This is a genomic window from Pseudomonas sp. Fl4BN1 (assembly GCF_009908285.1).
Lineage (GTDB): Bacteria > Pseudomonadota > Gammaproteobacteria > Pseudomonadales > Pseudomonadaceae > Aquipseudomonas.
Genome location: NZ_JAAARM010000006.1, coordinates 118,564 through 142,945, shown reverse-complemented (window position 1 = coordinate 142,945; position 24,382 = coordinate 118,564). Strand labels below are relative to the sequence as shown.

Sequence of the window (24,382 nt, the reverse complement as noted above, 5' to 3'; positions counted from 1 at the left end):
CACCCATGAATGCCGCCAAACGTCTGGAAATATTTCGCCGACTTCACGAAGACAACCCCGAGCCGAAAACCGAGCTGGCCTACTCCTCGCCATTCGAGTTGCTGATCGCAGTCATTCTTTCGGCGCAATCGACCGACGTCGGAGTCAACAAGGCGACCGCCAAACTCTTCCCCGTGGCCAATACACCGGCGGCTATTCATGCCCTGGGGGTCGAGGGCCTGTCCGAATACATCAAGACCATTGGCCTCTACAACAGCAAGGCGAAGAACGTCATCGAGACCTGCCGCTTGCTGGTGGAACGCCACAATGGTGAAGTGCCGCAGACCCGCGAAGAACTGGAAGCGTTGCCCGGTGTCGGGCGCAAGACCGCCAATGTGGTGCTCAACACGGCATTTCGACAGCTGACCATGGCTGTGGACACGCATATCTTCCGCGTCAGCAATCGCACCGGGCTGGCGCCCGGAAAGGACGTGGTAGAGGTTGAAAAGAAACTGATGAAGTTCGTGCCCAAGGAGTTTTTGCTGGACTCTCATCACTGGCTGATCCTGCACGGTCGCTATGTCTGCGTGGCACGCAAGCCGCGTTGCGGCGCCTGTCGAATCGAAGACCTGTGCGAATACAAGCAAAAGACTTCTGACGATTGACTGAGCATTGATTTTTCTGATGAGTCGATTGAAAAAATCTTTTTTACCCGCCAGGAGAATATCGCTATAAGGAGCGCCAATGGCAGTCTTAGCCTGGAGTTGACCCTATGAGCACTGGCAAAGAACAACTGGACGTAGAAGACGACTTCATCGCGGCTGAAACAGATGATTCCGAACCCGTAGTCGAGGTGGCGAAAACCAACCTGAGCAAGCGCCGTACTATCGACAATCTTCTGGAAGAACGGCGTTTGCAAAAGCAACTGGCCGATTACGACTTTGATCTCTAGCAGCAGAAAAACCTCCCATCGGAGGTTTTTTTGTGCCTCCCCAACCGGTTGAAGTCTGACCGATCAGCCTTCAGGGCTGACCGGCCATGCCTGCGCTGAAGCGGTAGCCCATCCAGCGCTAGCGCTTCAGGGCAATAGCCCAGCAAACACTCACACCAACTGATGACGCTGGGCAAACTCGATCAGATCAACCAATGAACGGGCATTGAGCTTGGCGAGCAGTCGACGCTTGTAAGTACTGACAGTCTTGTTGCTCAAACACAGTCCTTCGGCGATCTCCTTGTTACTCATGCCATTGGTGAGTTGCTTCAATACGACCAACTCACGACCGGAAAGTAACTCGATCATTTCTTCCTCGCTGCTGGCGCCCTGACTCGATCGAAAGGTGTGTAGCGCTTCATTGGGAAAATAGCTGTAACCCGCCAGTACCGCCCGTACTGCACTGATCAACTCGGTAATATCCTGCTGCTTGCACACATAGCCGGCAGCCCCGGCCTGCATGCAGCGCATGGAAAAGGGCCCAGGAAGCTGAAGGGTCAAAACCAGGACTTTAATCGGTGGGGCCTTGGACATCAGACGGGCTATCACCTCAAGACCATCCAACTGTGGAATCCCGATATCCAGGATCAAGATGTCGGGAACATGCTCAAGAGCTAACTTCAATGCATCCATGCCGTTGTCTGCCTCTGCTACTACATCAAAGCCATGACGCTCCATTAACATGCGCACAGCCAAGCGAATAACAGGGTGATCATCCACGATCAATACTCTTTTCATAGGTCCATCCAAGTCCTGAGAGTTATTTTTAGAGCCAGCACAATACCGCAGAGAAGTGACTCTGACACTGCGTCTCAGGGGGTTACGGGCCTACGAGGACGTTCCTTACAAACAATACCGAATTGCCTTACAAAATAATTTAGATAAAGGTCGCTTACTCTGGAGAACGCTTAAGATTAATCACTAAAGAAGCTACTTTTCGTACTAAAACTTAGCTAAAAATCAAAAGCTTCAATAGCCAATCTTAGTCGCTGACAAATAACAGCAGCACATTCAACAAAGTCATCTTCAATTTGCCTCGCGTACAACCAACTGAAATTTGAATTAACCGAGGCAAAAAAAACCCCGCTTATCGCGGGGTTCCTTTAACGCTCTCAACAATCAGACCAGAGTCCGACCCTTGTTCGCCGCAATACGCATGCGTAAGGCGTTGAGCTTGATGAAGCCTGCTGCGTCCGCCTGGTTGTAGGCGCCGCCGTCCTCTTCGAAGGTGGCGATGTTGGCATCGAACAGCGATTCATCGGACTTGCGGCCGGTAACGATCACATTGCCTTTATACAGCTTCAGGCGAACCACACCGTTCACGTGGGCCTGGGAGGCGTCGATCATCTGTTGCAGCATCAGACGCTCCGGGCTCCACCAGTAGCCGGTGTAGATCAGGCTGGCGTACTTGGGCATCAGCTCGTCTTTGAGGTGAGCCACTTCACGGTCCAGGGTGATGGACTCGATGGCGCGGTGGGCACGCAACATGATAGTGCCGCCAGGAGTCTCGTAGCAGCCACGGGACTTCATGCCCACGTAACGGTTCTCGACGATGTCCAGACGACCAATACCGTGTTCACCACCGATGCGGTTCAAGGTCGCCAGCACGGTAGCCGGAGTCATTTCGACGCCGTCCAGTGCAACGATGTCGCCGTTGCGATAGGTCAGTTCCAGATACTGCGGGGCGTCAGGAGCGTTCTCCGGAGAGACGGTCCAACGCCACATGTCTTCTTCGTGCTCGGTCCAGGTGTCTTCCAGCACGCCGCCTTCATAGGAGATGTGCAGCAGGTTGGCGTCCATCGAGTACGGCGACTTCTTCTTGCCGTGGCGCTCGATCGGGATACCGTGCTTCTCGGCATAGTCCATCAGCTTCTCGCGGGACAGCAGGTCCCACTCGCGCCATGGAGCGATAACCTTCACACCTGGCTTCAAGGCATAGGCACCCAGCTCGAAACGAACCTGGTCGTTGCCCTTGCCGGTGGCGCCATGGGAAATGGCATCAGCACCAGTTTCGTTGGCGATCTCGATCAGACGCTTGGCGATCAACGGGCGAGCGATGGAAGTACCCAGCAGGTACTCACCTTCGTAAACGGTGTTGGCGCGGAACATCGGGAAAACGAAATCGCGCACGAACTCTTCACGCAGGTCGTCAATGTAGATCTCTTTCACGCCCATGGCTTGCGCCTTGGCACGTGCAGGCTCGACTTCTTCGCCCTGACCCAGGTCAGCAGTGAAAGTCACTACTTCACAGTTATAAGTATCCTGCAGCCACTTGAGGATCACCGAAGTGTCCAGGCCGCCGGAATACGCGAGAACGACCTTGTTTACGTCGGCCATGCCATCACTCCACGGGGTTGTACGGAAAGCCGCCAAGTCTACCGATCCACGCGGATAATTTACAGAGGCGCGACAGCTTAAGACGACCAGGCGACAGATTATGTCGAGCGCGCGACGACGACAGCCGTATCAGGAAGTCGCCGCAGCGCTGGAACCGGAGGCGGCCTGAGGCGCCGGAGCCGGTTTTTCGGTAGGGGCGACCCGTTCCAGATGCACATTTACCCGGCGATTCTTGGCCCGGTTCGCGGCATTGGTATTGGGCGCCAGGGGATAGCGCTCGCCGTGGAAGCGCACCACGATCTGGTTTTCGGCCAGGCCGGCGGCCTTGAAGAACTCCATCACCGCCAAAGCTCGGCGGCGGGACAAGTCACGATTGGTCAGGCGGTTGCCACTGTTGTCAGAGTGCCCGTCCAACTCGACGTGATTGACCGTCGGGTCCGCCTTGATGAAGTCCACCATGACCTGCAGCCTGGCCTTGGCTCGCGCATCCAGGTCAATGCCACCACCAGGGAAACCGATCTCGGCCTGTTTCACTTGCTCGTAGTTCATCGGCAGCAGCTTGGCCATGCACCCCTGATAATCGCTATAGGCCTTGCTGAACTTCACCGGCAACAGACGCACTTCGGACACACCGCCCTCACGGGAGAAATGCCGGACCACCGGACTGCGCCCTTCCAGCAGGCCAATGATCAAGCGTCCGGCCTGCATCTGGTTGCTGTTGAACAGCACGCCCTCAGAACCGGCCTTGACCGCACCGAGGTTGATATCGCCACGCCCCGGCTGCCAGGGAGCGGCTGCAGCGAGCAAGGTCGCCGAACCACCCGCCTGCATCGGGTTGAAGCTCTTGAGACGGAAAATCGCCTGCTCGCCGGCACGACGAACGAATTCGCCGGAACCGAAATCGGTGACGGGTTGAATCAGCCGGCACTCGAACTTATCGCCTTCGACCGTCCACTCAATGCTCTCCAGGCGAGTCTGGAAAGTGAGAGCCATCGCGGGCAGGCTGGCAAACACACTGAGCAAGGCTAGATAACGCTGGCGCACGGGAGGCTCCACTGACGTGTACTAAAAAATCGGCAGGCATTAATTCACCATACCTTCGGGATATCGGTTGCTCGTCGCAAAACTTGATAGCGAGTGCCTGGAAGAGTCTTTTCCGGTAGCATTCCCTCGAGTTTTACCCGCCTGGAACCTCCAATGTCCGACCGCCTGACCCTGCTGCGTCCCGACGACTGGCATATTCATCTTCGCGATGGGGCCGTGTTGCCCAATACAGTCGCAGATGTCGCGCGCACCTTTGGCCGCGCCATCATCATGCCTAACCTGGTACCTCCGGTGCGCAACGCCGTGGAAGCCGACGCCTATCGCCAGCGCATTCTCGCTGCGCGGCCGGCCGGCAGCCGCTTCGAGCCGCTGATGGTGCTCTACCTGACCGACCGCACCCAACCGGACGAGATCCGCGCAGCCAAGGCCTGTGGTTTCGTGCACGCGGCCAAGCTGTACCCGGCCGGCGCGACCACCAACTCGGATTCGGGCGTGACCAGCATCGACACGATCTTTCCGGTGCTCGAAGCCATGGCCGAAGTCGGCCTGCCGCTGTTGATCCACGGTGAAGTGACCCGCGGCGATGTGGATGTCTTTGACCGCGAGAAGATCTTCATCGACGAGCATATGCGTCGTGTGGTCGAGCGCTTCCCCAGCCTGAAGGTGGTCTTCGAGCACATCACCACCAGTGAAGCGGTGCAGTTCGTCAAGGAGGCCTCGACCAATGTTGGCGCCACCATCACCGCGCACCACTTGCTGTACAACCGCAACCACATGCTGGTGGGCGGTATTCGTCCGCACTTCTATTGCCTGCCGATTCTCAAGCGCAACACGCACCAGGAAGCCCTCCTGGATGCAGCCACCAGCGGCAGTGAGAAGTTCTTCCTCGGCACCGACTCGGCGCCCCACGCCCAGCATGCCAAGGAAGCCGCTTGCGGTTGTGCCGGCTGCTACAGCGCCTTTGCCGCGATCGAGCTCTACGCTGAGGCGTTTGAACAGCGCAATGCCCTGGACCGACTGGAAGCGTTTGCCAGCCTCAATGGCCCACGTTTCTATGGCCTGACGGCCAACACTGATCGCATTACCCTGGTTCGTGAAGAATGGACCGCCCCCGCTAGCCTGCCGTTCGGTGAGCTGACTGTCATTCCGCTGCGCGCCGGAGAAAAACTGCGCTGGCGCCTGCTGGAGGATCACTCGTGAGTGACGACCATTTCGACGACGAACAAGAAGGTAACAGCGGCGGTCCTCGCCACCCCATGGCGGCACGCTTTCGCGGTTACCTGCCGGTAGTCGTCGACGTTGAAACCGGTGGTTTCAACTCGGCAACCGACGCCCTGCTGGAAATTGCCGCAACGACTATCGGCATGGATGAAAAGGGGTTCGTGTTTCCTGAACATACCTACTTCTTCCGGGTCGAGCCTTTTGAAGGCGCGAACATCGAAGCGGCTGCCCTGGAATTTACCGGGATCAAGCTCGACCATCCCCTGCGCATGGCTGTCAGCGAAGAAACTGCCCTCACCGATATCTTCCGTGGTGTGCGCAAGGCGCTGAAGGCCAATGGCTGCAAACGTGCCATTCTGGTGGGCCACAACAGCAGCTTCGATCTGGGCTTTCTCAACGCAGCCGTTGCGCGCCTGGACATGAAGCGCAACCCGTTCCACCCGTTCTCCAGCTTCGACACGGCAACCCTCGCCGGCCTGGCTTACGGCCAGACGGTACTGGCCAAGGCCTGTCAGAGCGCGGATATCGACTTTGACGGTCGCGAGGCTCATTCGGCTCGCTACGACACCGAGAAGACCGCCGAACTGTTCTGCGGCATCGTCAACCGTTGGAAGCAGATGGGCGGCTGGCAAGACTTCGACGACTGAATTCAGTCGCCAAATCGCGCCCATGAAAAAACCGGCCCTTAGGCCGGTTTTTTTATGCGTGACACCAGGCTTACAGCTTGCCGGCGTTCTCGCTCAGGTATGCAGCAACGCCTTCTGGCGAAGCGGTCATGCCCTTGTCGCCTTTCTTCCAGTTGGCAGGGCAGACTTCGCCGTGCTCTTCGTGGAATTGCAGAGCGTCGACCAGACGAATCAGCTCTTCCATGTTACGGCCCAGCGGCAGGTCGTTGATGATCTGCGAACGAACCACGCCTTTGTCGTCGATCAGGAATGCGCCACGGAAAGCCACGCCGCCTTCGGATTCAACGTCATAGGCCTTGGCAATGTCGTGCTTCATGTCAGCGGCCATGATGTATTGAACCTGACCGATGCCACCGGCATTGATCGGGGTGTTGCGCCAGGCGTTGTGGGTGAAGTGCGAGTCGATCGAAACAGCGATCACTTCAACGTTGCGTGCCTTGAAGTCGGCCATGCGGTGGTCCAGAGCAATCAGCTCGGACGGGCAAACGAAAGTGAAGTCCAGCGGGTAGAAGAACACCAGGCCGTATTTGCCTTTGATGGCCGAGGACAGGGTGAAGCTGTCGACGATTTCGCCATTGCCGAGAACGGCCGGTACGGTGAAGTCAGGGGCTTGTTTGCCTACGAGTACGCTCATTGGAGATCTCCTGGTGTGGACGTAGTAATAGAAGAAGGGGATTGGCCTCGAGTCTGCCACGCGGTTGCGACAGCTCTGTGACCTGACCCCACTTCGCAAGGACCGACCATCATACACCGCGTTTTTGAGCTGTCCTTAACGGTTTTTCGCCAGGCTGGCCCACAAAGTGGAAAATGCGATTGATCTGTCATTATCGCCAACGAAACCGTTCGTCACCCCAGAAAGAAACTGCAACAAACACCGCCGAAACCACTTTGACAATCATTCTCGTTAACATTAAGATCCATCGCAATTGAGCCCTAACCAGCGACGGTTCTCATCCTATGTATGTCTGCCTCTGCACCGGTGTTACCGACGGACAAATTCGCGAAGCGATCTATGAAGGTTGCTGCAGCTACCGCGAAGTGCGTCAGACAACAGGCGTTGCCAGCCAATGCGGAAAATGTGCATGCCTGGCCAAACAAGTGGTCCGCGATACCCTGACCGAATTGCAGAGCAGCCAAGCAGCCATTCCCTATCCCGTGGAATTTAATGTTGCTTGATTTAGCGAATAAATAGCACTGTTTCAAACAACCGGACCTAGCGTCCGGTTTTTTTATGCCTGTAATTCAATCGCTTAGAGACAAAACGCGGAACACAAACATTCTTATTCCGATTAATTTTCATATATTATTCAATAACTTAGGTTTGACAGTAATGTTTGTGCAGCTCAGACTCTGCCCATGTTCCACTAAATACAGGGCAGGACCCCATCATGAAAGGCGACATCACAGTCATCCAGCACCTCAACAAAATCCTTGCCAATGAACTGGTCGCGATCAATCAGTACTTCCTGCATGCGCGCATGTATGAAGATTGGGGGCTGAACAAACTGGGCAAGCATGAGTATCACGAGTCCATCGACGAGATGAAGCATGCGGACAAGCTGATCAAGCGCATCCTCTTCCTCGAAGGCCTGCCGAACGTCCAGGACCTGGGCAAGCTGCACATCGGCGAACACACCAAGGAAATGCTCGAGTGTGACCTGCGCATCGAGCGTACCGGCCATGCGGACCTCAAGGTCGCCATCGCTCACTGTGAATCGGTAGGTGACTTCGGCAGTCGTGAACTGCTGGAAGATATTCTTGAATCCGAAGAAGAACACATCGACTGGCTGGAAACTCAACTTGGCCTGATCGACAAAGTTGGTATCGAGAACTATCTGCAATCGCAAATGGGTGACGAGTAAGTTAACTCGTAAAGCTCCGGCGATAAAAAGCCCCGCCCTCGTAAGAGAGGCGGGGCTTTTTTATTACGCGGATATATTCACGTAAAAAGCAGGAGCAAATGCGCGTATGGAACATCCTGAGAATGACAAAAGGACTTTGAAGATTCTCAGGACTTCTTCGCCGGCAAGCGGGACACTGCCCCGCTGCTCCTACAGCGCAACGAGACTCAGGCCTCGGTCTTGGCAGCGGCTTTCTCGGCGGCGGCCTTGACCAGGGTCTGCAACTCACCGTTGGCAAACATTTCAGCCATGATGTCGCTGCCCCCAACCAGCTCACCACCCACCCACAGTTGCGGGAAGGTTGGCCAGTTGGCGTACTTGGGCAGGTTGGCGCGAATTTCCGGGTTCTGCAGGATGTCCACGTAAGCGAACTTCTCACCACAGCCCATTACGGCCTGAGCGGCTTTCGCAGAGAAGCCGCACTGCGGGGCATTCGGCGAGCCTTTCATGTAAAGCAGAATGGTGTTGTTGGCAATCTGCTCTTTAATAGTTTCGATGATATCCATGGAACACCTCGGCTGAACTTTCCGACTCTGTTGTCGGCACGGTGGCGCATTGTAACGGAATCCTGAGCGCCCTGCTCGGCCTCTCCGACAGACATCTCAGGCCGCCGCCACCTTGACTGGCACCCCGTTCAACGCCGCGTTCCCCGACAACACATCGAGCTGGCGCTCATCAGTCAGGTCATTGGCGCTGCAGCCAGGCTGCTCCGTGGCAATCGCCATGTGGACGCCTGGCCGTCCATGCCCCCAGCCATGGGGCAGGCTGACCACTCCCGGCATCATCTCGCGGCTGGCCAACACTTCCACCTCCACCGCACCGACCCGGGAGCTGATCCGCACCCGCTGGCCATCACTCAGACCTCGGCGGGCCAGATCCTCCGGATGCATCAACAACTGGTGACGGGGCTTGCCCTTCACCAAACGGTGATAGTTATGCATCCAGGAATTGTTACTGCGCACATGTCGCCGCCCAATCAGCAGCAATTCATCCTCCTGCGGTGCACGCAGAGCGGCAAACCGTGCAAGGTCAGCCATGATCGCTGCCGGTGCGGCCTGAATCCGCCGATTCTCAGTCTTCAAGCGTGCTGCCAAATTCGGCTGCAGCGCTCCAAGGTCGATGCCGTGCGGATGTTGGTCCAAAGTCGCCAGCGACAGCTTGAGCGTCGAAGCATCCCCGTAGGGTCCGGCTCGCAAGCCCATATCGATCATTTGCGCTGGCGCGATGGTCGGTTTGAGCGGACTGCCGGTTCTTGCAGCAAACGCCTTGGCCAAGCCAACGAATATCTCCCAATCATGCAATGCACCTTCGGGCTTGGGCAGAATTGCCCGGTTGAAGCGGCTGACATTGCGCACCGCGAACAGGTTGAAGGTGGTGTCGTAGTGATCGTTCTCCAGGGCCGAGGTGGACGGCAGAATCAGGTCCGCATAACGGGTGGTTTCATTGATGTACAAGTCGATGCTGAGCATGAACTCCAGCCCCTCCAGAGCCTGCTCCAACTGTCGACCATTGGGCGTGGACAATACTGGGTTGCCCGCCACTGTGATCAAGGCACGCACCTGCCCATCGCCCTCGGTGAGCATTTCCTCGGCCAGTGCCGACACCGGCAGTTCGCCGCCGTACTCCGGCAGCCCGGAAACCCGACTCTGCCAGACATTGAAATGACCACCAGACGTCGCTGCCACCAGGTCCACCGCCGGCGAGGTGCACAAAGCCCCGCCCACCCGATCAAGATTGCCGGTAACCAGATTGAGCAGTTGCAGCAACCAATGGCACAGCGTACCGAACGCTTGAGTCGAGACCCCCATGCGGCCATAGCAAACCGCCTTGTCCGCCGAGGCGAACTCTCGCGCCAACTGGCGAATCTGCGCTGCCGGAATGGCGCACAGCGGGCTCATGGCTTCCGCAGTGAAGCGGGAAATGGCTTGGCGCACCTCGGCCAGACCGTCTACCTGCAGGTGACTGTCGCGGGTCGGTCCTTCCTCGAAAATGCTGTTCAGCAGGCCAAACAGCAAAGCCACATCACCGCCCGGGCGGACGAACAGATGCTGATCGGCCATCGCCGCCGTTTCGCTGCGCCGCGGATCAACCACCACCACCTTGCCGCCACGGGCCTGGATTGCCTTCAGGCGTTTCTCCACATCTGGCACGGTCATGATGCTGCCGTTGGACGCCAGGGGATTGCCGCCCAGGATCAGCATGAAATCGGTGTGGTCGATATCGGGAATCGGCAGCAGCAAACCGTGGCCGTACATCAAGTAGCTGGTCAGGTGCTGCGGCAGTTGATCGACCGAAGTGGCCGAGAAGCGGTTGCGGGTCTTGAGCGGCCCCAGAAAATAGTTGCTGTGGGTCATCAATCCATAATTGTGGACACTCGGATTCCCCTGGTACGTTGCCACCGCGTTATTGCCATGACGCTCCTGGATACTCGCCAGACGCTCCGCTACCAGGGCAAAAGCCTCATCCCACTCAATCGGCTGCCACTCATTGCCGACACGCCGCACCGGTTGGCGCAGGCGATCCGGATCATTCTGGATATCTTGCAAGGCCACCGCCTTGGGGCAGATATGACCACGACTGAAGCTGTCCTGGGGATCACCCTTGATCGAGGTGATGCGTGGGCCGCTGCCCTCTTCTTCGGTGATTTCCAGGGACAGGCCGCAGATAGCTTCACACAGATGGCAGGCACGGTGATGGAGAGTCTTGGTCATGGCCAGTCTCTATTGTTTGATGGCGACCCGTATGCGGTCGCTGGGAGCAAAAACTATGGCGGCTGCCTCCAGCGGACACCAGCGACGTTCGCCATATGAATTCACAGCCATCACCCTTGGCCATGATCGCAGTGCTCAATTGGAGGGCAACCTCGGTGCACCGTCCGAGGAGATTTGCACTGTCGAGTCGATGGGCCCTTGTTCCGCATACACCCCGGACAGCTCGGCGAGCAATCGCCAGTGCTCATCCAGACCGGCACTCAGGGTCATCATCCGGTCGATCATCTTGCGCGCCGCGGCACAAGTGACGGGATCCTCGCTGCGCAACAGCTCGAAAGAAAACGCCGTCATTGAGGCGGTCATGTCGGTGAGCGTGCGGGCCGTGAGCCCCAACAGCGTCATCAGTTGTTGCTCCTTGGACTCCATTGCACACGCTTCCCTACTGCCGATTGATCTTTATAACCTCAGCACTTTGCATTAGGAAATATTTCAGTCTGGCAACTCGCAGAATACTCAGCCCCCCCCCCTCGGCCCACAGGTCAGAAAACGACCGCAACCGCACTGCCACCGCCTCGCTCGATTGCCAAGCCGCGTTGGGGCAGTGTACAAATGCCTGGCTGCTGCCTGGAAACCGGTCTCAAAAGTGCTAGCGCATTCGCGTCCTGGCCTCTCTGAATGCCCATAATCGCTGTAGCACTATTGGTAAGACGCGACATTTAATTATAAGATCGCGCCTTCCCCTATTTCGTCGCCCCGTGCGGCTTTCGCCGCAGGTCCAGCCCGTTGTTCGATTAAACAAGGCTTTGAGAATCTGCGGTCCGTTGCAAAAAGGTAGTTAATGATGAGCGCAAGGCACTTTCTCTCCCTGATGGATTGCACGCCCGAAGAGCTGGTCAGTGTGATTCGTCGAGGCATCGAGCTGAAGGACCTGCGTAACCGCGGCGTACTCTTCGAGCCTTTGAAAAATCGTGTGCTTGGCATGATTTTCGAGAAGTCGTCGACCCGTACCCGGCTGTCTTTCGAAGCCGGCATGATCCAGCTCGGCGGCCAAGCCATCTTCCTTTCGCCACGGGACACCCAACTGGGACGTGGCGAGCCCATCGGCGATTGCGCCATCGTCATGTCGCGCATGCTCGACGCGGTGATGATCCGTACCTTTGCCCACAGCACCCTGACCGAGTTTGCGGCCAATTCCCGCGTACCGGTGATCAATGGCCTGTCCGACGATTTGCACCCGTGCCAGTTGCTGGCCGACATGCAGACCTTCCTCGAGCATCGCGGCTCGATCCAGGGCAAGACCGTGGCCTGGATTGGCGACGGCAACAACATGTGCAACAGCTATATAGAAGCGGCCATCCAATTCGACTTCCAACTGCGTATCGCTTGCCCGGAAGGTTATGAGCCGAACCCAGAGTTCATAGCCAAGGCCGGCGATCGTGTAATCATTGTCCGCGATCCTCGCGAAGCCGTAACCGGAGCCCACCTGGTGAGTACTGACGTCTGGACCTCCATGGGCCAGGAAGAAGAGACCGCCAAGCGCCTGAAGCTGTTCGCACCGTTCCAGGTGAACCGCGCCCTGCTCGACCTGGCGGCGCCGGACGTGCTGTTCATGCATTGCCTGCCCGCCCACCGCGGTGAGGAAATCAGCCTTGACCTGCTGGACGACTCTCGCTCGGTGGCTTGGGATCAGGCGGAAAACCGCCTCCACGCACAGAAGGCCCTGCTCGAGTTTCTCGTCGAGCCGGCGTACCACCACGCATGAGCCAGCCATTACTGCTGAACCTGCGCAATCTGGCGTGCGGCTACCAGGACCAACGGGTAGTGCAGAACCTCAACCTGCACCTCAATGCCGGGGATATTGGCTGCCTGCTGGGCTCATCCGGCTGCGGCAAAACCACTACCCTGCGCGCCATCGCCGGATTCGAGCCGGTGCATGAAGGTGAAATCCAGCTGGCTGGCGAGACCATTTCCAGCGCTGGCTTCACCCTGGCACCGGAGAAGCGTCGAATCGGCATGGTGTTCCAGGATTACGCCCTGTTCCCGCACCTGAGCGTGGCAGACAACATTGCCTTCGGTATCCGCAAGCACCCACAGAAAGATCGGGTGGTTGGCGAGTTGCTGGAGCTGGTCAACCTGAAGAATCTCGGAAAGCGCTTTCCCCACGAGTTGTCCGGCGGCCAACAGCAGCGAGTGGCCCTGGCCCGCGCCCTGGCACCGGAACCGCAACTGCTGCTGCTCGACGAACCGTTCTCCAATCTTGACGGCGAGCTGCGACGCAAGCTCAGCCACGAGGTGCGTGACATCCTCAAGGCCCGTGGCACCAGCGCGATCCTGGTGACCCATGACCAGGAAGAAGCCTTTGCCGTGAGTGATCAGGTAGGGGTGTTCAAGGAGGGTCGCCTGGAGCAGTGGGACACGCCCTATAACCTCTACCACGAACCACAGACGCCCTTTGTCGCCAGCTTCATTGGCCAGGGCTACTTCATTCGCGGTCAGTTGAGCAGCCCGGAATCGGTACAGACCGAACTGGGCATGCTGCAAGGCAACCGGGCCTACACCTGGCCGGCCGGCGGCGCGGTGGACGTGCTGCTGCGCCCTGACGATATTGTCTATGCGCCGGACAGTGGCCTGAAAGCGCGTATCGTCGGCAAGACTTTCCTTGGTGCCTCGACCCTGTATCGCCTGCAACTGCCTACCGGCAGCCAGCTGGAGTCGATCTTCCCGAGCCATGCAGATCACCAGGTTGGTGCGGACGTAGGGATCCGGGTCGCCGCGGAACACCTGGTGCTGTTCCAGGCCTCGGGCAGCACGGCGGCGCAGATTCCCGCCAGCGACTCAGGAGTGCGCCGCTACAGCAGCGCTCACTGAGCACGCCTCGCTGGCAAGCCTGCTCCTACAACACCGCACGTAGGAGTCGGCTTGCCGACGAAAGTCCCGGCCGATCATTGCAGATGTAAATGCCCACTCGCGATCAATCGGGCATGCCCACCGATCTTCACGCGCTCGCCTTCCAGCCGACAGAACAAGGCACCACCCCGCGCGGAGCACTGATAAGCACTCAACTGCTGCTTGCCCAACTGCTGCGCCCAGTATGGCGTCAGGCAGCAATGGGTCGAACCCGTGACAGGGTCCTCATCGATGCCGATGGCCGGGGCAAAATAACGCGAGACAAAGTCATGCTTGTCGCCTCGGGCGGTAACAATCACCCCTGGCCAAGGCAGCTTGGCCAATGCCGCCATGTCCGGTCGGCACTCGCGCACCGCCTGCTCGGATTCCAGCACCGCCAATAACTCATTGGCTCCCAGCAACTCGACCACCTTGGTACCCAACGCCTGCGCCACTACCTCCAATCCAGCCTGACCGCCAGGACTGCGCAGGGGGAAGTCCAGCCACAGCAGCCCGCCCTCCCGGGTGACACTCAACGGCCCGGAGCGACTGAGAAATTCGATGCGTTGCGCCGACTCTTCATAAATTTCGAACAATACGTAGGCACTGGCCAAGGTGGCATGCCCGCACAAGGGCACCTCAGTCGCCGGGGTGAACCAGCGGATGCGCCAGCCTTGCGCCTCGCGCACTACAAAGGCGGTTTCCGCCAGGTTGTGCTCGGCAGCGATCTGCTGCATCAACTCATCACTGAGCCATGACTCGAGCCGATAAACCATCGCCGGATTGCCGGCGAATGGTCGATCGCTGAACGCATCGATCTGATGAAACTCAAGCTGCATAACCTTTCTCCTTGAACAGTCGAGCGCCAGCATGGGCCCCGGGACAAGGAACGCGACAGACACAGAAGGGAAGATTTTCCTGCATACAGCAGCGGCCTGATCCACCGCCGACACTTCGACTCAAGAACGCCCGATATCGGCGAACTTCGCCTGCGTATGTTCGGCCAGCACAGCAGCTGCCAACTCCACCTCCAGACCACGACGGCCGGCACTGACGAAAATGCTGGCGAACGGTTGTGCGCTGTTATCAATAAAGGTCCGCAGGCGTTTCTTCTGCCCTAGCGGGCTGATCCCCCCCAGGAGATAACCGGTGGCACGCTGGGCGGCGGCCGGATCAGCCATCTCAGCCTTTTTCACCCCGGCCGCCTGGGCCAGCGCCTTCAGATCAAGACTTCCGACGACCGGCACCACCGCCACCAGCAATTCGCCCTTTTCACTGCAGGCCAGCAGCGTCTTGAACACCTGCGCCGGATCGAGGTTGAGCTTCTCCGCTGCCTCCAGGCCATAAGACGCTGCCTTGGGATCATGTTCGTAACTGTGGATACGATGTTCGGCGCGAACTTTTTTCAGCAGGTCCAGTGCGGGGGTCATGACAGCTCCAGGCGATGGATGAAGAGGAAAAAAAGCCCACGGATTTTAGGCCATTCATCAGCAAAAGGCTCTATTACAAGCCTTGATAACCGCCCCTTGAGTCTTGGGGAGCGAGGGTTCCTATCACTCACGGAACCAGCCCCCGGAATCATTCATTTGATTGATATCTATAAAATGACCACTAGTTCACTTTCGACCTTTGACAGCGGTGTTTCTTGTCTATATTTTTTCGTTTCTGAATATGATGCGACAGATCCAAAGTTGCACCCCGTAGCAAGACGAGGTCGGAATGGGGATTCCCTCTTCGTTGGAAGTCGCGCTCCATGCCTTTTGCAGCAGCGCCAGACAACAACAAAAATCGAGGTTCACAATGACAACTGCTCTGCAACAACCGTCGCTATCGGGCCAATGCATCGCCGAGTTCCTGGGTACTGCACTGTTGATCTTCTTCGGCACCGGCTGTGTCGCCGCGCTCAAGGTCGCGGGCGCCAGCTTCGGCCTGTGGGAAATCAGCATCATCTGGGGGATCGGCGTCAGCATGGCGATCTACCTGACCGCCGGCGTCTCCGGCGCGCACCTGAACCCGGCCGTAAGTATCGCGCTGTGCCTCTTCGCCGATTTTGAAAAACGCAAACTGCCGTTCTACATCCTCGCCCAGATCGCCGGCGCCTTCTGCGCAGCTCTGTTGGTTTACACGCTGTACAGCAACCTATTCTTCGATTTCGAACAAGCCCACCAGATGATCCGTGGCTCACAGGCCAGCCTGGAACTGGCCTCGGTGTTCTCCACCTTCCCCAACCCGGCGCTGTCCACTGCCCAGGCGTTCCTGGTGGAAGTGGTGATCACCGCGATCCTCATGGGGGTGATCATGTCCCTGACCGACGACAACAATGGCCTGCCTCGGGGCCCGATGGCGCCATTGCTGATCGGCCTGCTGATTGCCGTGATCGGCAGCGCCATGGGCCCACTGACCGGCTTTGCGATGAACCCGGCGCGGGACTTCGGACCTAAACTGATGACGTTCTTTGCTGGCTGGGGTGAAATTTCGTTTACTGGCGGCCGTGATATTCCCTATTTCCTGGTGCCAATCTTCGCCCCGATCCTCGGTGCCTGCCTCGGTGCAGCGGCCTATCGCGGGTTGATTGCCCGTCATCTACCCAGCGCCGCCCCTGCCCCTGAGGCAGAACAGGCCACCGATGGCAAAGTAAAAGCTTCCTGAATCCAGCGGTGCGTGATCCTGCCCAAACCGATCACGTGCCGGTTCTCACTCCCTTATTTCGTCCAAGGCAATCGACATGACCGACATTCAGAATAAGAACTACATCATTGCCCTTGATCAGGGTACGACCAGCTCCCGGGCGATCATTTTCGATCGCGACGCCAACGTGGTCTGCACTGCTCAGCGTGAATTCGCCCAGCATTACCCACAGGCCGGCTGGGTCGAGCATGACCCAATGGAAATCTTCGCCACCCAGAGCGCAGTGATGGTCGAGGCCCTGGCACAAGCCGGCCTGCATCACGATCAGGTGGCTGCCATTGGCATCACCAACCAACGTGAAACCACTGTGGTCTGGGACAAGAGCACCGGCCGGCCGATCTACAACGCCATCGTCTGGCAGTGCCGCCGCAGCACCGAGATCTGCCAGCAGCTCAAGCGCGACGGCCTGGAAGACTACATCCGCGACACTACCGGCCTGGTCACCGACCCCTACTTCTCCGGCACCAAGCTCAAGTGGATCCTCGACAACGTCGAAGGCAGTCGCGAGCGCGCGCGCAACGGCGAACTGCTGTTTGGCACCATCGACAGCTGGCTGATCTGGAAATTCACTGGCGGCAAGACCCACGTCACCGACTACACCAATGCCTCGCGCACCATGCTCTTCAACATCCACACCCTGGAGTGGGATGCGAAGATGCTGGAGGTACTGGATATCCCACGGGAAATTCTGCCGGAAGTGAAGTCCTCCTCGGAAATCTACGGCCGCACCAAAAGCGGCATTGCCATCGGCGGCATTGCCGGCGATCAGCAAGCGGCCCTGTTCGGCCAGATGTGCGTAGAACCGGGCCAGGCGAAAAACACCTACGGTACGGGCTGCTTCCTGCTGATGAACACCGGCGACAAGGCGGTCAAGTCCAAGCACGGCATGCTCACCACCATCGCTTGCGGCCCGCGTGGCGAAGTGGCTTATGCCCTGGAAGGCGCGGTATTCAACGGTGGTTCCACCGTGCAATGGCTGCGTGATGAACTGAAAATCATCAACGATGCCCATGACACCGAATACTTCGCCAACAAGGTCAAGGACAGCAATGGCGTGTACCTGGTACCGGCCTTCACCGGTCTCGGCGCTCCGTACTGGGACCCCTATGCCCGTGGCGCACTGTTTGGCCTGACACGCGGTGTGCGGGTGGACCACATCATCCGCGCCGCCCTGGAATCCATCGCCTACCAGACCCGCGATGTACTCGACGCCATGCAGCAAGACTCCGGCGAACGCCTGAAAGCACTGCGGGTGGACGGTGGTGCTGTGGCCAACAACTTCCTCATGCAGTTCCAGGCCGACATTCTCGGCACCCTGGTGGAACGCCCGCAAATGCGTGAAACCACGGCCCTGGGCGCTGCCTACCTGGCAGGCCTGGCGTGCGGCTTCTGGGGCAGCCTGGAAGAACTGCGGGGCAAGGCAGTGATCGAGCGTGAGTTCGAGCCAACGCTGGCTGAGGCGGAGAAAGAAAGCCTGTACGCCGGCTGGAAGAAGGCCGTCAGCCGCACCCGCGACTGGGAGCCCCACGAGGAGGCCAAATAAGCCATCAGCCGGATTCGTATCCGGTTGTAACTGGCAGGGAGCAGATTCGTACGGCATCATGGGCAAATTTTGCACGGCAGCCCAAAGGACGCCCCATGAATCTGCCTCCCCGTCAGCAGCAAATCCTCGACCTGGTTCGCGAACGCGGCTACGTCAGCATCGAGGAATTGGCCCAGCTGTTCGTCGTTACCCCGCAAACCATCCGCCGTGATATCAACCAACTGGCGGAAGTCAATCTGCTGCGTCGCTACCACGGCGGCGCGGCCTATGACTCCAGCGTAGAAAACACCGCCTACGCCATGCGCGCCGACCAGATGCGTGATGAGAAACAACGCATCGGCGAAGCCGTGGCCGCGCAGATCCCCGATCACGCCTCGCTGTTCATCAACATCGGCACCACCACCGAATCCATTGCCCGCGCCCTGCTCAATCACAGCCATCTGAAAATCATCACCAACAACCTGCATGTCGCCTCGATGCTCAGCGCCAAGGACGACTTCGACGTGCTGCTCACAGGCGGCAATGTCCGCCGTGATGGCGGTGTGGTAGGCCAGGCCAGTGTCGATTTCATCAATCAGTTCAAGGTGGACTTCGCCTTGGTCGGCATCAGCGGCATCGACGAGGACGGCAGCCTGCTGGACTTCGACTATCAGGAAGTACGGGTTTCCCAGGCGATCATTGCCAACGCCCGCCAGGTGATCCTCGCCGCCGACTCGAGCAAGTTCGGGCGCAATGCCATGATTCGCCTCGGCCCCATCAGCCTGATCGATTGCCTGGTCACTGACCAGCAACCAGTGCCAGCCCTGGCCCAATTGCTCCACCAGCACAAGATCCGCCTCGAAGTGGTCTGACCGCCCGCCCAGGATTGGGCCAGGCCCCAAATACAAAACCCTGGGCCTCAGGCCTTTCCCAATTGCCGTGGCCGTCCTGGCCGCACCTCGAAACACGGCTCGTGGCCGCAGCAGCAGCTACAGTTAATCCTTATAAATGTTCGAAAACCTTCTTTTCAGCCCCTTTCGATCAGTTTTTTCAATCGAAAGCCGCTGGATGCTGGCTTCCTTATGCGCTAGTATTTTCGAAAATGAACATTTGATGTTCGAATTCAAATATCAAAGCAACACGAGGCCCGTCGATGCCCACTTCTACCTTGCCCGCGCGCCCTCTTTCCGAGGTTTACGACATCGCCGTCATCGGCGGTGGGATCAATGGTGTTGGAATTGCCGCGGATGCGGCGGGTCGCGGCTTGTCCGTATTCCTTTGCGAAAAAGACGATCTGGCCAGCCACACCTCGTCGGCCAGCAGCAAGCTGATCCACGGTGGCCTGCGCTACCTCGAACATTACGAGTTCCGCCTGGTACGCGAAGCCTTGGCCGAGCGTGAAGTGCTGTTGGCCAAGGCGCCGCACATCGTCAAACCCATGCGTTTTGTCCTGCCGCACCGGCCGCACCTGCGTCCAGCCTGGATGATTCGCGCCGGCCTGTTCCTCTATGACCACCTGGGCAAGCGGGAAAAACTCGCCGGTTCACGCAGCCTGAAGTTCGGCGCCGACAGCGCCCTGAAGGCGGAAATCACCAAGGGTTTCGAATACTCCGATTGCTGGGTCGACGATGCGCGCCTGGTGGTGCTCAATGCCATGGCCGCCCGTGAACACGGCGCCCATGTTCACACCCAGACTCGCTGCATCAGCGCTCGTCGCAGCAAGGGCCTGTGGCAGCTGGACCTGGAACGCACCGACGGCAGCCTGTTTTCCATCACCGCCAAAGCCTTGGTAAACGCTGCTGGCCCGTGGGTCGCCAAGTTCATCAAGGATGACCTGAAGCTGGAGTCGCCTTACGGCATCCGCCTGATCCAGGGCAGCCACCTGATCGTGCCCAAGCTGTACGAAGGTGAGCACGCGCATATCCTGCAGAACGAAGACCAACGCATCGTCTTCACCATTCCCTATCTCAATCAGTTCACCCTGATTGGCACCACCGACCGGGAATACACCGGCGATCCGGCCAAGGTGGCGATCACCGAGGGGGAAACCGATTACCTGCTGCAAGTGGTCAATGCACACTTCAAGAAACAGCTGAGCCGCAGCGACATCCTGCACAGCTATTCCGGTGTTCGTCCGCTGTGCAACGACGAATCCGATAACCCTTCGGCCGTGACTCGCGACTACACCCTGGCCCTTTCCGGCAGTGGCAACGAAGCGCCACTGCTGTCGGTGTTTGGCGGCAAGCTGACCACCTATCGCAAGCTGGCGGAATCGGCGATGGCGCAACTGGCGCCCTACTTCAAGCAGGCCAAGCCAAGTTGGACCGCACAAGCCACCTTGCCCGGCGGCGAAAACATGACTACACCACAAGCCCTGTCGGAAGCCATCCGCAAGAAATTCGACTGGGTGCCCAGCCAGATCGCCCGCCGCTGGGCCACCACTTACGGCAGCCGCACCTGGCGCTTGCTGGAAGGTGTGCACAGCCTCAGCGACATGGGAGAGCACCTTGGTGGCGGCCTCTACACCCGCGAAGTGGACTATCTGTGCGCCGAAGAGTGGGCGCTGAAGGCTCAGGACATTCTCTGGCGCCGGAGCAAGCTGGGGCTGTTCACCAACGAAGCAGAACAGCAGCAGCTGGAGGATTATCTGCAGAAAGTCGAACACAATCGCCGCAAGATCCAGGCGGCCTGAATATCTCAGGCAGACAATAGCCCCTGCACCGGAAGGTTCAGGGGCTTTTTTGTGGGCCAAATAAGTTGAATGTTTCACCAGCAAGCTGTCGCCTACAAGCAGCCGGAGCGCGTTCGGTTTTCCGAACAATTAGCCAGAAGCGATTCGGTTAACCGGATAAAATCAACGAAAAATCCCAGCCATAAATATTTAATACCAAGCAAAATCAATGACTTGTGCGCTATCAATGGGTCTGGCACGACTCATGCTCTACACTGTGCGACGAATGCCTGTCGTGCCAACACACCAGGAGCCGTCAAGGCATTCGCTGTATAAAAGAGCCGTCGAACTGGCTTCATAAAAAAAACAAATGTCGAGGAAATATTGATGCGCATCGTTCCCCATCTGTTGGGCGCAGCTATCGCTGCCGCTCTGATTAGCACTCCAGTTTTCGCTGCCGAACTCACCGGCACACTGAAGAAAATCAAAGAGTCCGGCACCATCACCCTCGGACATCGCGACGCTTCCATTCCGTTTTCCTACATTGCTGACGCTTCCGGCGTGCCAGTGGGCTACTCCCACGACATCCAGCTGAAAATCGTCGAAGCAATCAAGAAAGACCTCGACATTCCCGACCTCAAGGTCAAGTACAACCTGGTGACTTCGCAGACCCGTATCCCGCTGGTGCAGAACGGCACCGTGGACGTTGAATGCGGCTCCACCACCAACAACGTCGAGCGCCAGCAACAGGTCGACTTCTCCGTCGGCATCTTCGAAATCGGTACCCGTCTGTTGTCCAAGAAGGATTCGACCTACAAGGACTTCGCTGACCTGAAAGGCAAGAACGTGGTAACCACCGCTGGTACCACGTCCGAGCGCATCCTCAAGTCGATGAATGCCGACAAGCAGATGGGCATGAACGTGATCTCCGCCAAGGACCACGGTGAGTCGTTCCAGATGCTGGAGTCGGGTCGCGCGGTAGCCTTCATGATGGACGACGCGCTGCTGGCTGGTGAAATGGCCAAGGCCAAGAAGCCAGGCGACTGGGCCGTAACCGGCACTCCTCAGTCTTACGAGATCTATGGCTGCATGGTTCGCAAGGGCGATGCTCCGTTCAAGAAAGCCGTGGATGACGCCATTGTCGCCACCTACAAGTCGGGCGAAATCAACAAGATCTACGACAAGTGGTTCCAAGCGCCGATCCCGCCAAAAGGCCTGAACCTGATGTTCCCGATGAGCGATGAGCTCAAGGCCCTGATCGCCAACCCGACCGACAAAGCGGCTGACGATAAAAAGTCCTGATTCCTGACTAATCTTATCTCCTGAAGGGGCCCTGCCCCTTCAGGAGTCTGTCACTACCTGCTGGCATTTTTTGGAAACACTCGAACCGGTGGTTGTCGAGCCGATCGCGTGTGCCTGACGGTCAACGTCAGGCGGGAACGGACGTCCCCAGGCGGGTGCTTGTACATCGAACGATCTGAGGGGTAACCCTAATGAATTACAACTGGGACTGGGGCGTATTCTTCAAGTCCACCGGCGTGGGCAGCGAGACCTATCTCGACTGGTTCATCACCGGTTTAGGCTGGACTATCGCTATCGCCGTGGTGGCCTGGATCATTGCGCTGGTGCTGGGTTCGGTCCTCGGGGTCATGCGCACCGTGCCGAACCGTCTGGTGTCGGGCATCGCCACCGTCTACGTGGAGATTTTCCGCAACGTGCCGCTGCTGGTGCAGCTGTTCATCTGGTACTTCCTGGTGCCGGACCTGCTGCCGCAGAACCTCCAGGAGTGGTACAAGCAGGACCTCAACCCGACCACCTCGGCCTATCTGAGCGTTGTCGTGTGCCTGGGTCTGTTCACTGCCGCGCGGGTTTGCGAGCAGGTACGTACTGGTATCCAGGCCCTGCCTCGCGGCCAGGAATCCGCCGCACGCGCCATGGGTTTTTCGCTGCCGCAGATCTATTGGAACGTGCTGCTGCCCCAGGCCTACCGGATCATCATTCCGCCGCTCACCTCGGAATTCCTCAACGTCTTCAAGAACTCCTCCGTGGCCTCGCTGATCGGCCTGATGGAGTTGCTGGCCCAGACCAAGCAGACCGCCGAATTCTCGGCCAACCTGTTTGAAGCCTTCACCCTGGCTACCTTGATCTACTTCACCCTGAACATGAGCCTGATGCTGCTGATGCGCGTGGTAGAGAAGAAAGTATCGGTCCCCGGCCTGATCTCCGTGGGGGGTAAATAATGGAACTCGACTTCTCGGGCATCATCCCGGCCATTCCCGGCCTGTGGAACGGCATGCTGATGACCCTCAAGCTGATGGTCATGGGCGTGGTCGGCGGTATCATCCTCGGCACCGCGCTGGCACTGATGCGCTTGTCCCACAACAAGCTGCTGTCGAACCTGGCCGGTGCCTACGTCAACTATTTCCGCTCGATCCCACTGCTGCTGGTGATTACCTGGTTCTACCTCGCCGTGCCGTTCGTACTGCGCTGGATCACCGGTGAAGACACCCCGATCGGCGCCTTCACCTCATGCATCGTGGCCTTCATGATGTTCGAGGCAGCGTACTTCTGCGAAATCGTCCGCGCCGGCGTGCAGGCAATCCCCAAGGGCCAGATGGGCGCAGCCCAGGCGCTGGGCATGAGCTATGGCCAGACCATGCGCCTGATCATCCTGCCCCAGGCGTTCCGCAAGATGACCCCGCTGCTGCTGCAGCAGAGCATCATCCTGTTCCAGGACACCTCACTGGTCTACACCGTGGGCCTGGTGGACTTCCTCAACGCCTCGCGCTCCAGCGGCGACATCATCGGCCGCTCCAATGAATTCCTGATCGTTGCCGGTCTGGTGTATTTCACAATCAGCTTTGCCGCCTCGCTGCTGGTCAAGCGTCTGCAAAAAAGGTTCGCCGTATGATCTCTATCAAGAACATCAACAAGTGGTATGGGGACTTCCAGGTGCTGACCGATTGCAGCACCGAGGTCAAGAAGGGGGAAGTGGTGGTGGTCTGCGGGCCGTCCGGCTCCGGCAAATCCACCCTGATCAAATGCGTCAACGCCCTGGAACCCTTCCAGAAAGGCGACATCGTGGTCGATGGCACCTCGATTGCCGACCCGAAGACCAACCTGCCGAAACTGCGTTCGCGGGTGGGCATGGTGTTCCAGCACTTCGAGCTGTTCCCGCACCTGAGCATCACCGAGAACCTGACCATCGCGCAGATCAAGGTGCTGGGCCGCAGCAAGGAAGAGGCCACCAAGAAAGGCCTGCAACTGCTGGATCGCGTCGGCCTGGCGGCCCACGCTCACAAGCATCCGGGCCAGCTCTCCGGCGGTCAGCAACAGCGTGTGGCCATCGCCCGCGCCCTGGCCATGGACCCGATCGTCATGCTGTTCGACGAACCGACCTCGGCCCTGGACCCGGAAATGGTCAACGAGGTGCTGGACGTGATGGTGCAACTGGCCAATGAAGGCATGACCATGATGTGCGTGACCCACGAAATGGGCTTTGCCCGCAAAGTGGCGAACCGGGTGATCTTCATGGACAAGGGCCAGATCATCGAGGACTGTCCGAAAGAAGAGTTCTTTGGCGATATCAGCGCCCGCTCCGAACGTGCGCAGCATTTCCTCGAGAAGATTCTGCAGCACTAAAACCAGCACTCCTGCACAAGCTGGCTTGCCAGCGATGGGCGCGCAAACCTGACTCCCCTATCGTCAGGGACGCTCTCATCGCCGACAAGCCGGCTCCTACAGG

Annotated in this window: 25 protein-coding genes; 16 read left to right on the top strand and 9 right to left on the bottom strand. The window is 58.3% G+C overall.

Annotated features, from left to right (window positions below; genetic code table 11):
• Window positions 1-5: 5 nt before the first annotated feature.
• Window positions 6-644, top strand: a complete 639-nt coding sequence (gene nth / locus GV818_RS09230) for an endonuclease III (RefSeq protein ID WP_161758362.1) — start codon at window positions 6-8, stop codon at window positions 642-644.
• 107 nt (window positions 645-751) lie between these two features.
• Entirely contained in the window at window positions 752-931 is a 180-nt protein-coding gene (locus tag GV818_RS09225; RefSeq protein ID WP_161758361.1) for a PA3496 family putative envelope integrity protein, read from the top strand.
• Window positions 932-1,081: 150 nt separating this feature from the next.
• On the opposite strand, the gene GV818_RS09220 is transcribed toward GV818_RS09225, so the two are convergent.
• The 3 genes from GV818_RS09220 to GV818_RS09210 all read right to left on the bottom strand — a co-directional run bounded on the left by GV818_RS09220 (window position 1,082) and on the right by GV818_RS09210 (window position 4,351).
• Window positions 1,082-1,708: a response regulator transcription factor gene (locus GV818_RS09220; RefSeq protein ID WP_161758360.1), complete on the bottom strand. Its 627-nt coding sequence runs from the start codon at window positions 1,706-1,708 to the stop codon at window positions 1,082-1,084.
• A 381-nt stretch (window positions 1,709-2,089) separates the two neighbouring features.
• Window positions 2,090-3,307, bottom strand: coding sequence for an argininosuccinate synthase (locus GV818_RS09215; RefSeq protein WP_161758359.1), 1,218 nt, complete (start codon window positions 3,305-3,307; stop codon window positions 2,090-2,092).
• 129 nt (window positions 3,308-3,436) lie between these two features.
• On the bottom strand, window positions 3,437-4,351 hold the full coding sequence (locus GV818_RS09210; protein ID WP_161758358.1) for a flagellar protein MotY: 915 nt from the start codon (window positions 4,349-4,351) through the stop codon (window positions 3,437-3,439).
• Window positions 4,352-4,504: 153 nt separating this feature from the next.
• Between GV818_RS09210 and pyrC the strand changes: the two genes are divergently transcribed.
• Both pyrC and rnt read left to right on the top strand, forming a co-directional pair.
• Entirely contained in the window at window positions 4,505-5,551 is a 1,047-nt protein-coding gene (gene pyrC / locus GV818_RS09205) for a dihydroorotase (RefSeq protein WP_161776395.1), read from the top strand.
• Entirely contained in the window at window positions 5,548-6,219 is a 672-nt protein-coding gene (rnt, locus tag GV818_RS09200) for a ribonuclease T (protein WP_015636816.1), read from the top strand. The genes pyrC and rnt overlap by 4 nt, the downstream gene beginning before the upstream one ends.
• A 70-nt stretch (window positions 6,220-6,289) precedes the next feature.
• Here the strand turns inward: rnt and GV818_RS09195 are convergent, their stop codons facing one another.
• Window positions 6,290-6,892, bottom strand: a complete 603-nt coding sequence (locus tag GV818_RS09195) for a peroxiredoxin (protein WP_020298582.1) — start codon at window positions 6,890-6,892, stop codon at window positions 6,290-6,292.
• A gap of 323 nt (window positions 6,893-7,215) precedes the next feature.
• Between GV818_RS09195 and GV818_RS09190 the strand changes: the two genes are divergently transcribed.
• Together GV818_RS09190 and bfr are read left to right on the top strand one after the other, a co-directional pair.
• Complete coding sequence (locus GV818_RS09190; protein ID WP_161776394.1) at window positions 7,216-7,434, top strand: bacterioferritin-associated ferredoxin; 219 nt, start codon at window positions 7,216-7,218, stop codon at window positions 7,432-7,434.
• Window positions 7,435-7,646: 212 nt separating this feature from the next.
• Window positions 7,647-8,120, top strand: coding sequence for a bacterioferritin (gene bfr / locus GV818_RS09185; RefSeq protein WP_092311010.1), 474 nt, complete (start codon window positions 7,647-7,649; stop codon window positions 8,118-8,120).
• A gap of 206 nt (window positions 8,121-8,326) precedes the next feature.
• On the opposite strand, the gene grxD is transcribed toward bfr, so the two are convergent.
• The 3 genes from grxD to GV818_RS09170 all read right to left on the bottom strand — a co-directional run bounded on the left by grxD (window position 8,327) and on the right by GV818_RS09170 (window position 11,296).
• Window positions 8,327-8,665: a Grx4 family monothiol glutaredoxin gene (gene grxD, locus GV818_RS09180; RefSeq protein WP_025129648.1), complete on the bottom strand. Its 339-nt coding sequence runs from the start codon at window positions 8,663-8,665 to the stop codon at window positions 8,327-8,329.
• Between the two features lie 96 nt (window positions 8,666-8,761).
• Window positions 8,762-10,870: a molybdopterin oxidoreductase family protein gene (locus GV818_RS09175; protein ID WP_161776393.1), complete on the bottom strand. Its 2,109-nt coding sequence runs from the start codon at window positions 10,868-10,870 to the stop codon at window positions 8,762-8,764.
• Between the two features lie 135 nt (window positions 10,871-11,005).
• Complete coding sequence (locus tag GV818_RS09170) at window positions 11,006-11,296, bottom strand: hypothetical protein (protein WP_161776392.1); 291 nt, start codon at window positions 11,294-11,296, stop codon at window positions 11,006-11,008.
• Between the two features lie 415 nt (window positions 11,297-11,711).
• Between GV818_RS09170 and argF the strand changes: the two genes are divergently transcribed.
• The gene (gene argF / locus GV818_RS09165) at window positions 11,712-12,632 is read left to right on the top strand and encodes an ornithine carbamoyltransferase (RefSeq protein ID WP_161776391.1); all 921 of its coding nucleotides are present in this window, start codon (window positions 11,712-11,714) and stop codon (window positions 12,630-12,632) included.
• Complete coding sequence (locus GV818_RS09160; protein ID WP_161758352.1) at window positions 12,629-13,738, top strand: ABC transporter ATP-binding protein; 1,110 nt, start codon at window positions 12,629-12,631, stop codon at window positions 13,736-13,738. The genes argF and GV818_RS09160 overlap by 4 nt, the downstream gene beginning before the upstream one ends.
• 74 nt (window positions 13,739-13,812) lie before the next feature.
• Here the strand turns inward: GV818_RS09160 and GV818_RS09155 are convergent, their stop codons facing one another.
• Together GV818_RS09155 and ybaK are read right to left on the bottom strand one after the other, a co-directional pair.
• Window positions 13,813-14,595: a PhzF family phenazine biosynthesis protein gene (locus GV818_RS09155; RefSeq protein ID WP_161758351.1), complete on the bottom strand. Its 783-nt coding sequence runs from the start codon at window positions 14,593-14,595 to the stop codon at window positions 13,813-13,815.
• A gap of 120 nt (window positions 14,596-14,715) precedes the next feature.
• On the bottom strand, window positions 14,716-15,186 hold the full coding sequence (gene ybaK, locus GV818_RS09150) for a Cys-tRNA(Pro) deacylase (protein WP_161758350.1): 471 nt from the start codon (window positions 15,184-15,186) through the stop codon (window positions 14,716-14,718).
• A 370-nt stretch (window positions 15,187-15,556) separates the two neighbouring features.
• On the opposite strand from ybaK, the gene GV818_RS09145 reads away from it, so the two are divergent.
• The 8 genes from GV818_RS09145 to GV818_RS09110 all read left to right on the top strand — a co-directional run bounded on the left by GV818_RS09145 (window position 15,557) and on the right by GV818_RS09110 (window position 24,279).
• Entirely contained in the window at window positions 15,557-16,405 is an 849-nt protein-coding gene (locus GV818_RS09145; RefSeq protein WP_161758349.1) for an MIP/aquaporin family protein, read from the top strand.
• A 76-nt stretch (window positions 16,406-16,481) separates the two neighbouring features.
• Entirely contained in the window at window positions 16,482-17,987 is a 1,506-nt protein-coding gene (glpK, locus tag GV818_RS09140; RefSeq protein WP_161758348.1) for a glycerol kinase GlpK, read from the top strand.
• A gap of 95 nt (window positions 17,988-18,082) precedes the next feature.
• Window positions 18,083-18,838, top strand: a complete 756-nt coding sequence (locus GV818_RS09135; RefSeq protein ID WP_161758347.1) for a DeoR/GlpR family transcriptional regulator — start codon at window positions 18,083-18,085, stop codon at window positions 18,836-18,838.
• A gap of 281 nt (window positions 18,839-19,119) precedes the next feature.
• On the top strand, window positions 19,120-20,658 hold the full coding sequence (gene glpD / locus GV818_RS09130) for a glycerol-3-phosphate dehydrogenase (RefSeq protein WP_161776390.1): 1,539 nt from the start codon (window positions 19,120-19,122) through the stop codon (window positions 20,656-20,658).
• Window positions 20,659-21,024: 366 nt separating this feature from the next.
• Window positions 21,025-21,939, top strand: coding sequence for a glutamate/aspartate ABC transporter substrate-binding protein (locus tag GV818_RS09125; RefSeq protein ID WP_161758345.1), 915 nt, complete (start codon window positions 21,025-21,027; stop codon window positions 21,937-21,939).
• A 191-nt stretch (window positions 21,940-22,130) separates the two neighbouring features.
• Entirely contained in the window at window positions 22,131-22,877 is a 747-nt protein-coding gene (locus GV818_RS09120; protein WP_161758344.1) for an amino acid ABC transporter permease, read from the top strand.
• A complete protein-coding gene (locus GV818_RS09115) occupies window positions 22,877-23,548 on the top strand; it encodes an amino acid ABC transporter permease (protein WP_161758343.1) in 672 nt (223 codons plus the stop codon). The genes GV818_RS09120 and GV818_RS09115 overlap by 1 nt, the downstream gene beginning before the upstream one ends.
• Window positions 23,545-24,279: an amino acid ABC transporter ATP-binding protein gene (locus tag GV818_RS09110; RefSeq protein WP_161758342.1), complete on the top strand. Its 735-nt coding sequence runs from the start codon at window positions 23,545-23,547 to the stop codon at window positions 24,277-24,279. Before GV818_RS09115 ends, GV818_RS09110 begins: the two co-directional genes overlap by 4 nt.
• The last annotated feature ends 103 nt before the right edge of the window (window positions 24,280-24,382 follow it).

Coding starts and splice junctions, on each gene's coding strand:
- GV818_RS09195 (WP_020298582.1), bottom strand. CDS start 6,892: ATGAGCGTACTCGTAGGCAAACAAGCCCCTGACTTCACCGTACCGGCC.
- GV818_RS09160 (WP_161758352.1), top strand. CDS start 12,629: ATGAGCCAGCCATTACTGCTGAACCTGCGCAATCTGGCGTGCGGCTAC.
- glpD (WP_161776390.1), top strand. CDS start 19,120: ATGCCCACTTCTACCTTGCCCGCGCGCCCTCTTTCCGAGGTTTACGAC.
- GV818_RS09110 (WP_161758342.1), top strand. CDS start 23,545: ATGATCTCTATCAAGAACATCAACAAGTGGTATGGGGACTTCCAGGTG.
- GV818_RS09175 (WP_161776393.1), bottom strand. CDS start 10,870: ATGACCAAGACTCTCCATCACCGTGCCTGCCATCTGTGTGAAGCTATC.
- GV818_RS09225 (WP_161758361.1), top strand. CDS start 752: ATGAGCACTGGCAAAGAACAACTGGACGTAGAAGACGACTTCATCGCG.
- nth (WP_161758362.1), top strand. CDS start 6: ATGAATGCCGCCAAACGTCTGGAAATATTTCGCCGACTTCACGAAGAC.
- GV818_RS09190 (WP_161776394.1), top strand. CDS start 7,216: ATGTATGTCTGCCTCTGCACCGGTGTTACCGACGGACAAATTCGCGAA.
- GV818_RS09125 (WP_161758345.1), top strand. CDS start 21,025: ATGCGCATCGTTCCCCATCTGTTGGGCGCAGCTATCGCTGCCGCTCTG.
- argF (WP_161776391.1), top strand. CDS start 11,712: ATGAGCGCAAGGCACTTTCTCTCCCTGATGGATTGCACGCCCGAAGAG.
- GV818_RS09135 (WP_161758347.1), top strand. CDS start 18,083: ATGAATCTGCCTCCCCGTCAGCAGCAAATCCTCGACCTGGTTCGCGAA.
- GV818_RS09145 (WP_161758349.1), top strand. CDS start 15,557: ATGACAACTGCTCTGCAACAACCGTCGCTATCGGGCCAATGCATCGCC.
- pyrC (WP_161776395.1), top strand. CDS start 4,505: ATGTCCGACCGCCTGACCCTGCTGCGTCCCGACGACTGGCATATTCAT.
- GV818_RS09215 (WP_161758359.1), bottom strand. CDS start 3,307: ATGGCCGACGTAAACAAGGTCGTTCTCGCGTATTCCGGCGGCCTGGAC.
- bfr (WP_092311010.1), top strand. CDS start 7,647: ATGAAAGGCGACATCACAGTCATCCAGCACCTCAACAAAATCCTTGCC.
- ybaK (WP_161758350.1), bottom strand. CDS start 15,186: ATGACCCCCGCACTGGACCTGCTGAAAAAAGTTCGCGCCGAACATCGT.
- glpK (WP_161758348.1), top strand. CDS start 16,482: ATGACCGACATTCAGAATAAGAACTACATCATTGCCCTTGATCAGGGT.
- GV818_RS09115 (WP_161758343.1), top strand. CDS start 22,877: ATGGAACTCGACTTCTCGGGCATCATCCCGGCCATTCCCGGCCTGTGG.
- GV818_RS09170 (WP_161776392.1), bottom strand. CDS start 11,296: ATGGAGTCCAAGGAGCAACAACTGATGACGCTGTTGGGGCTCACGGCC.
- grxD (WP_025129648.1), bottom strand. CDS start 8,665: ATGGATATCATCGAAACTATTAAAGAGCAGATTGCCAACAACACCATT.
- GV818_RS09155 (WP_161758351.1), bottom strand. CDS start 14,595: ATGCAGCTTGAGTTTCATCAGATCGATGCGTTCAGCGATCGACCATTC.
- GV818_RS09120 (WP_161758344.1), top strand. CDS start 22,131: ATGAATTACAACTGGGACTGGGGCGTATTCTTCAAGTCCACCGGCGTG.
- GV818_RS09220 (WP_161758360.1), bottom strand. CDS start 1,708: ATGAAAAGAGTATTGATCGTGGATGATCACCCTGTTATTCGCTTGGCT.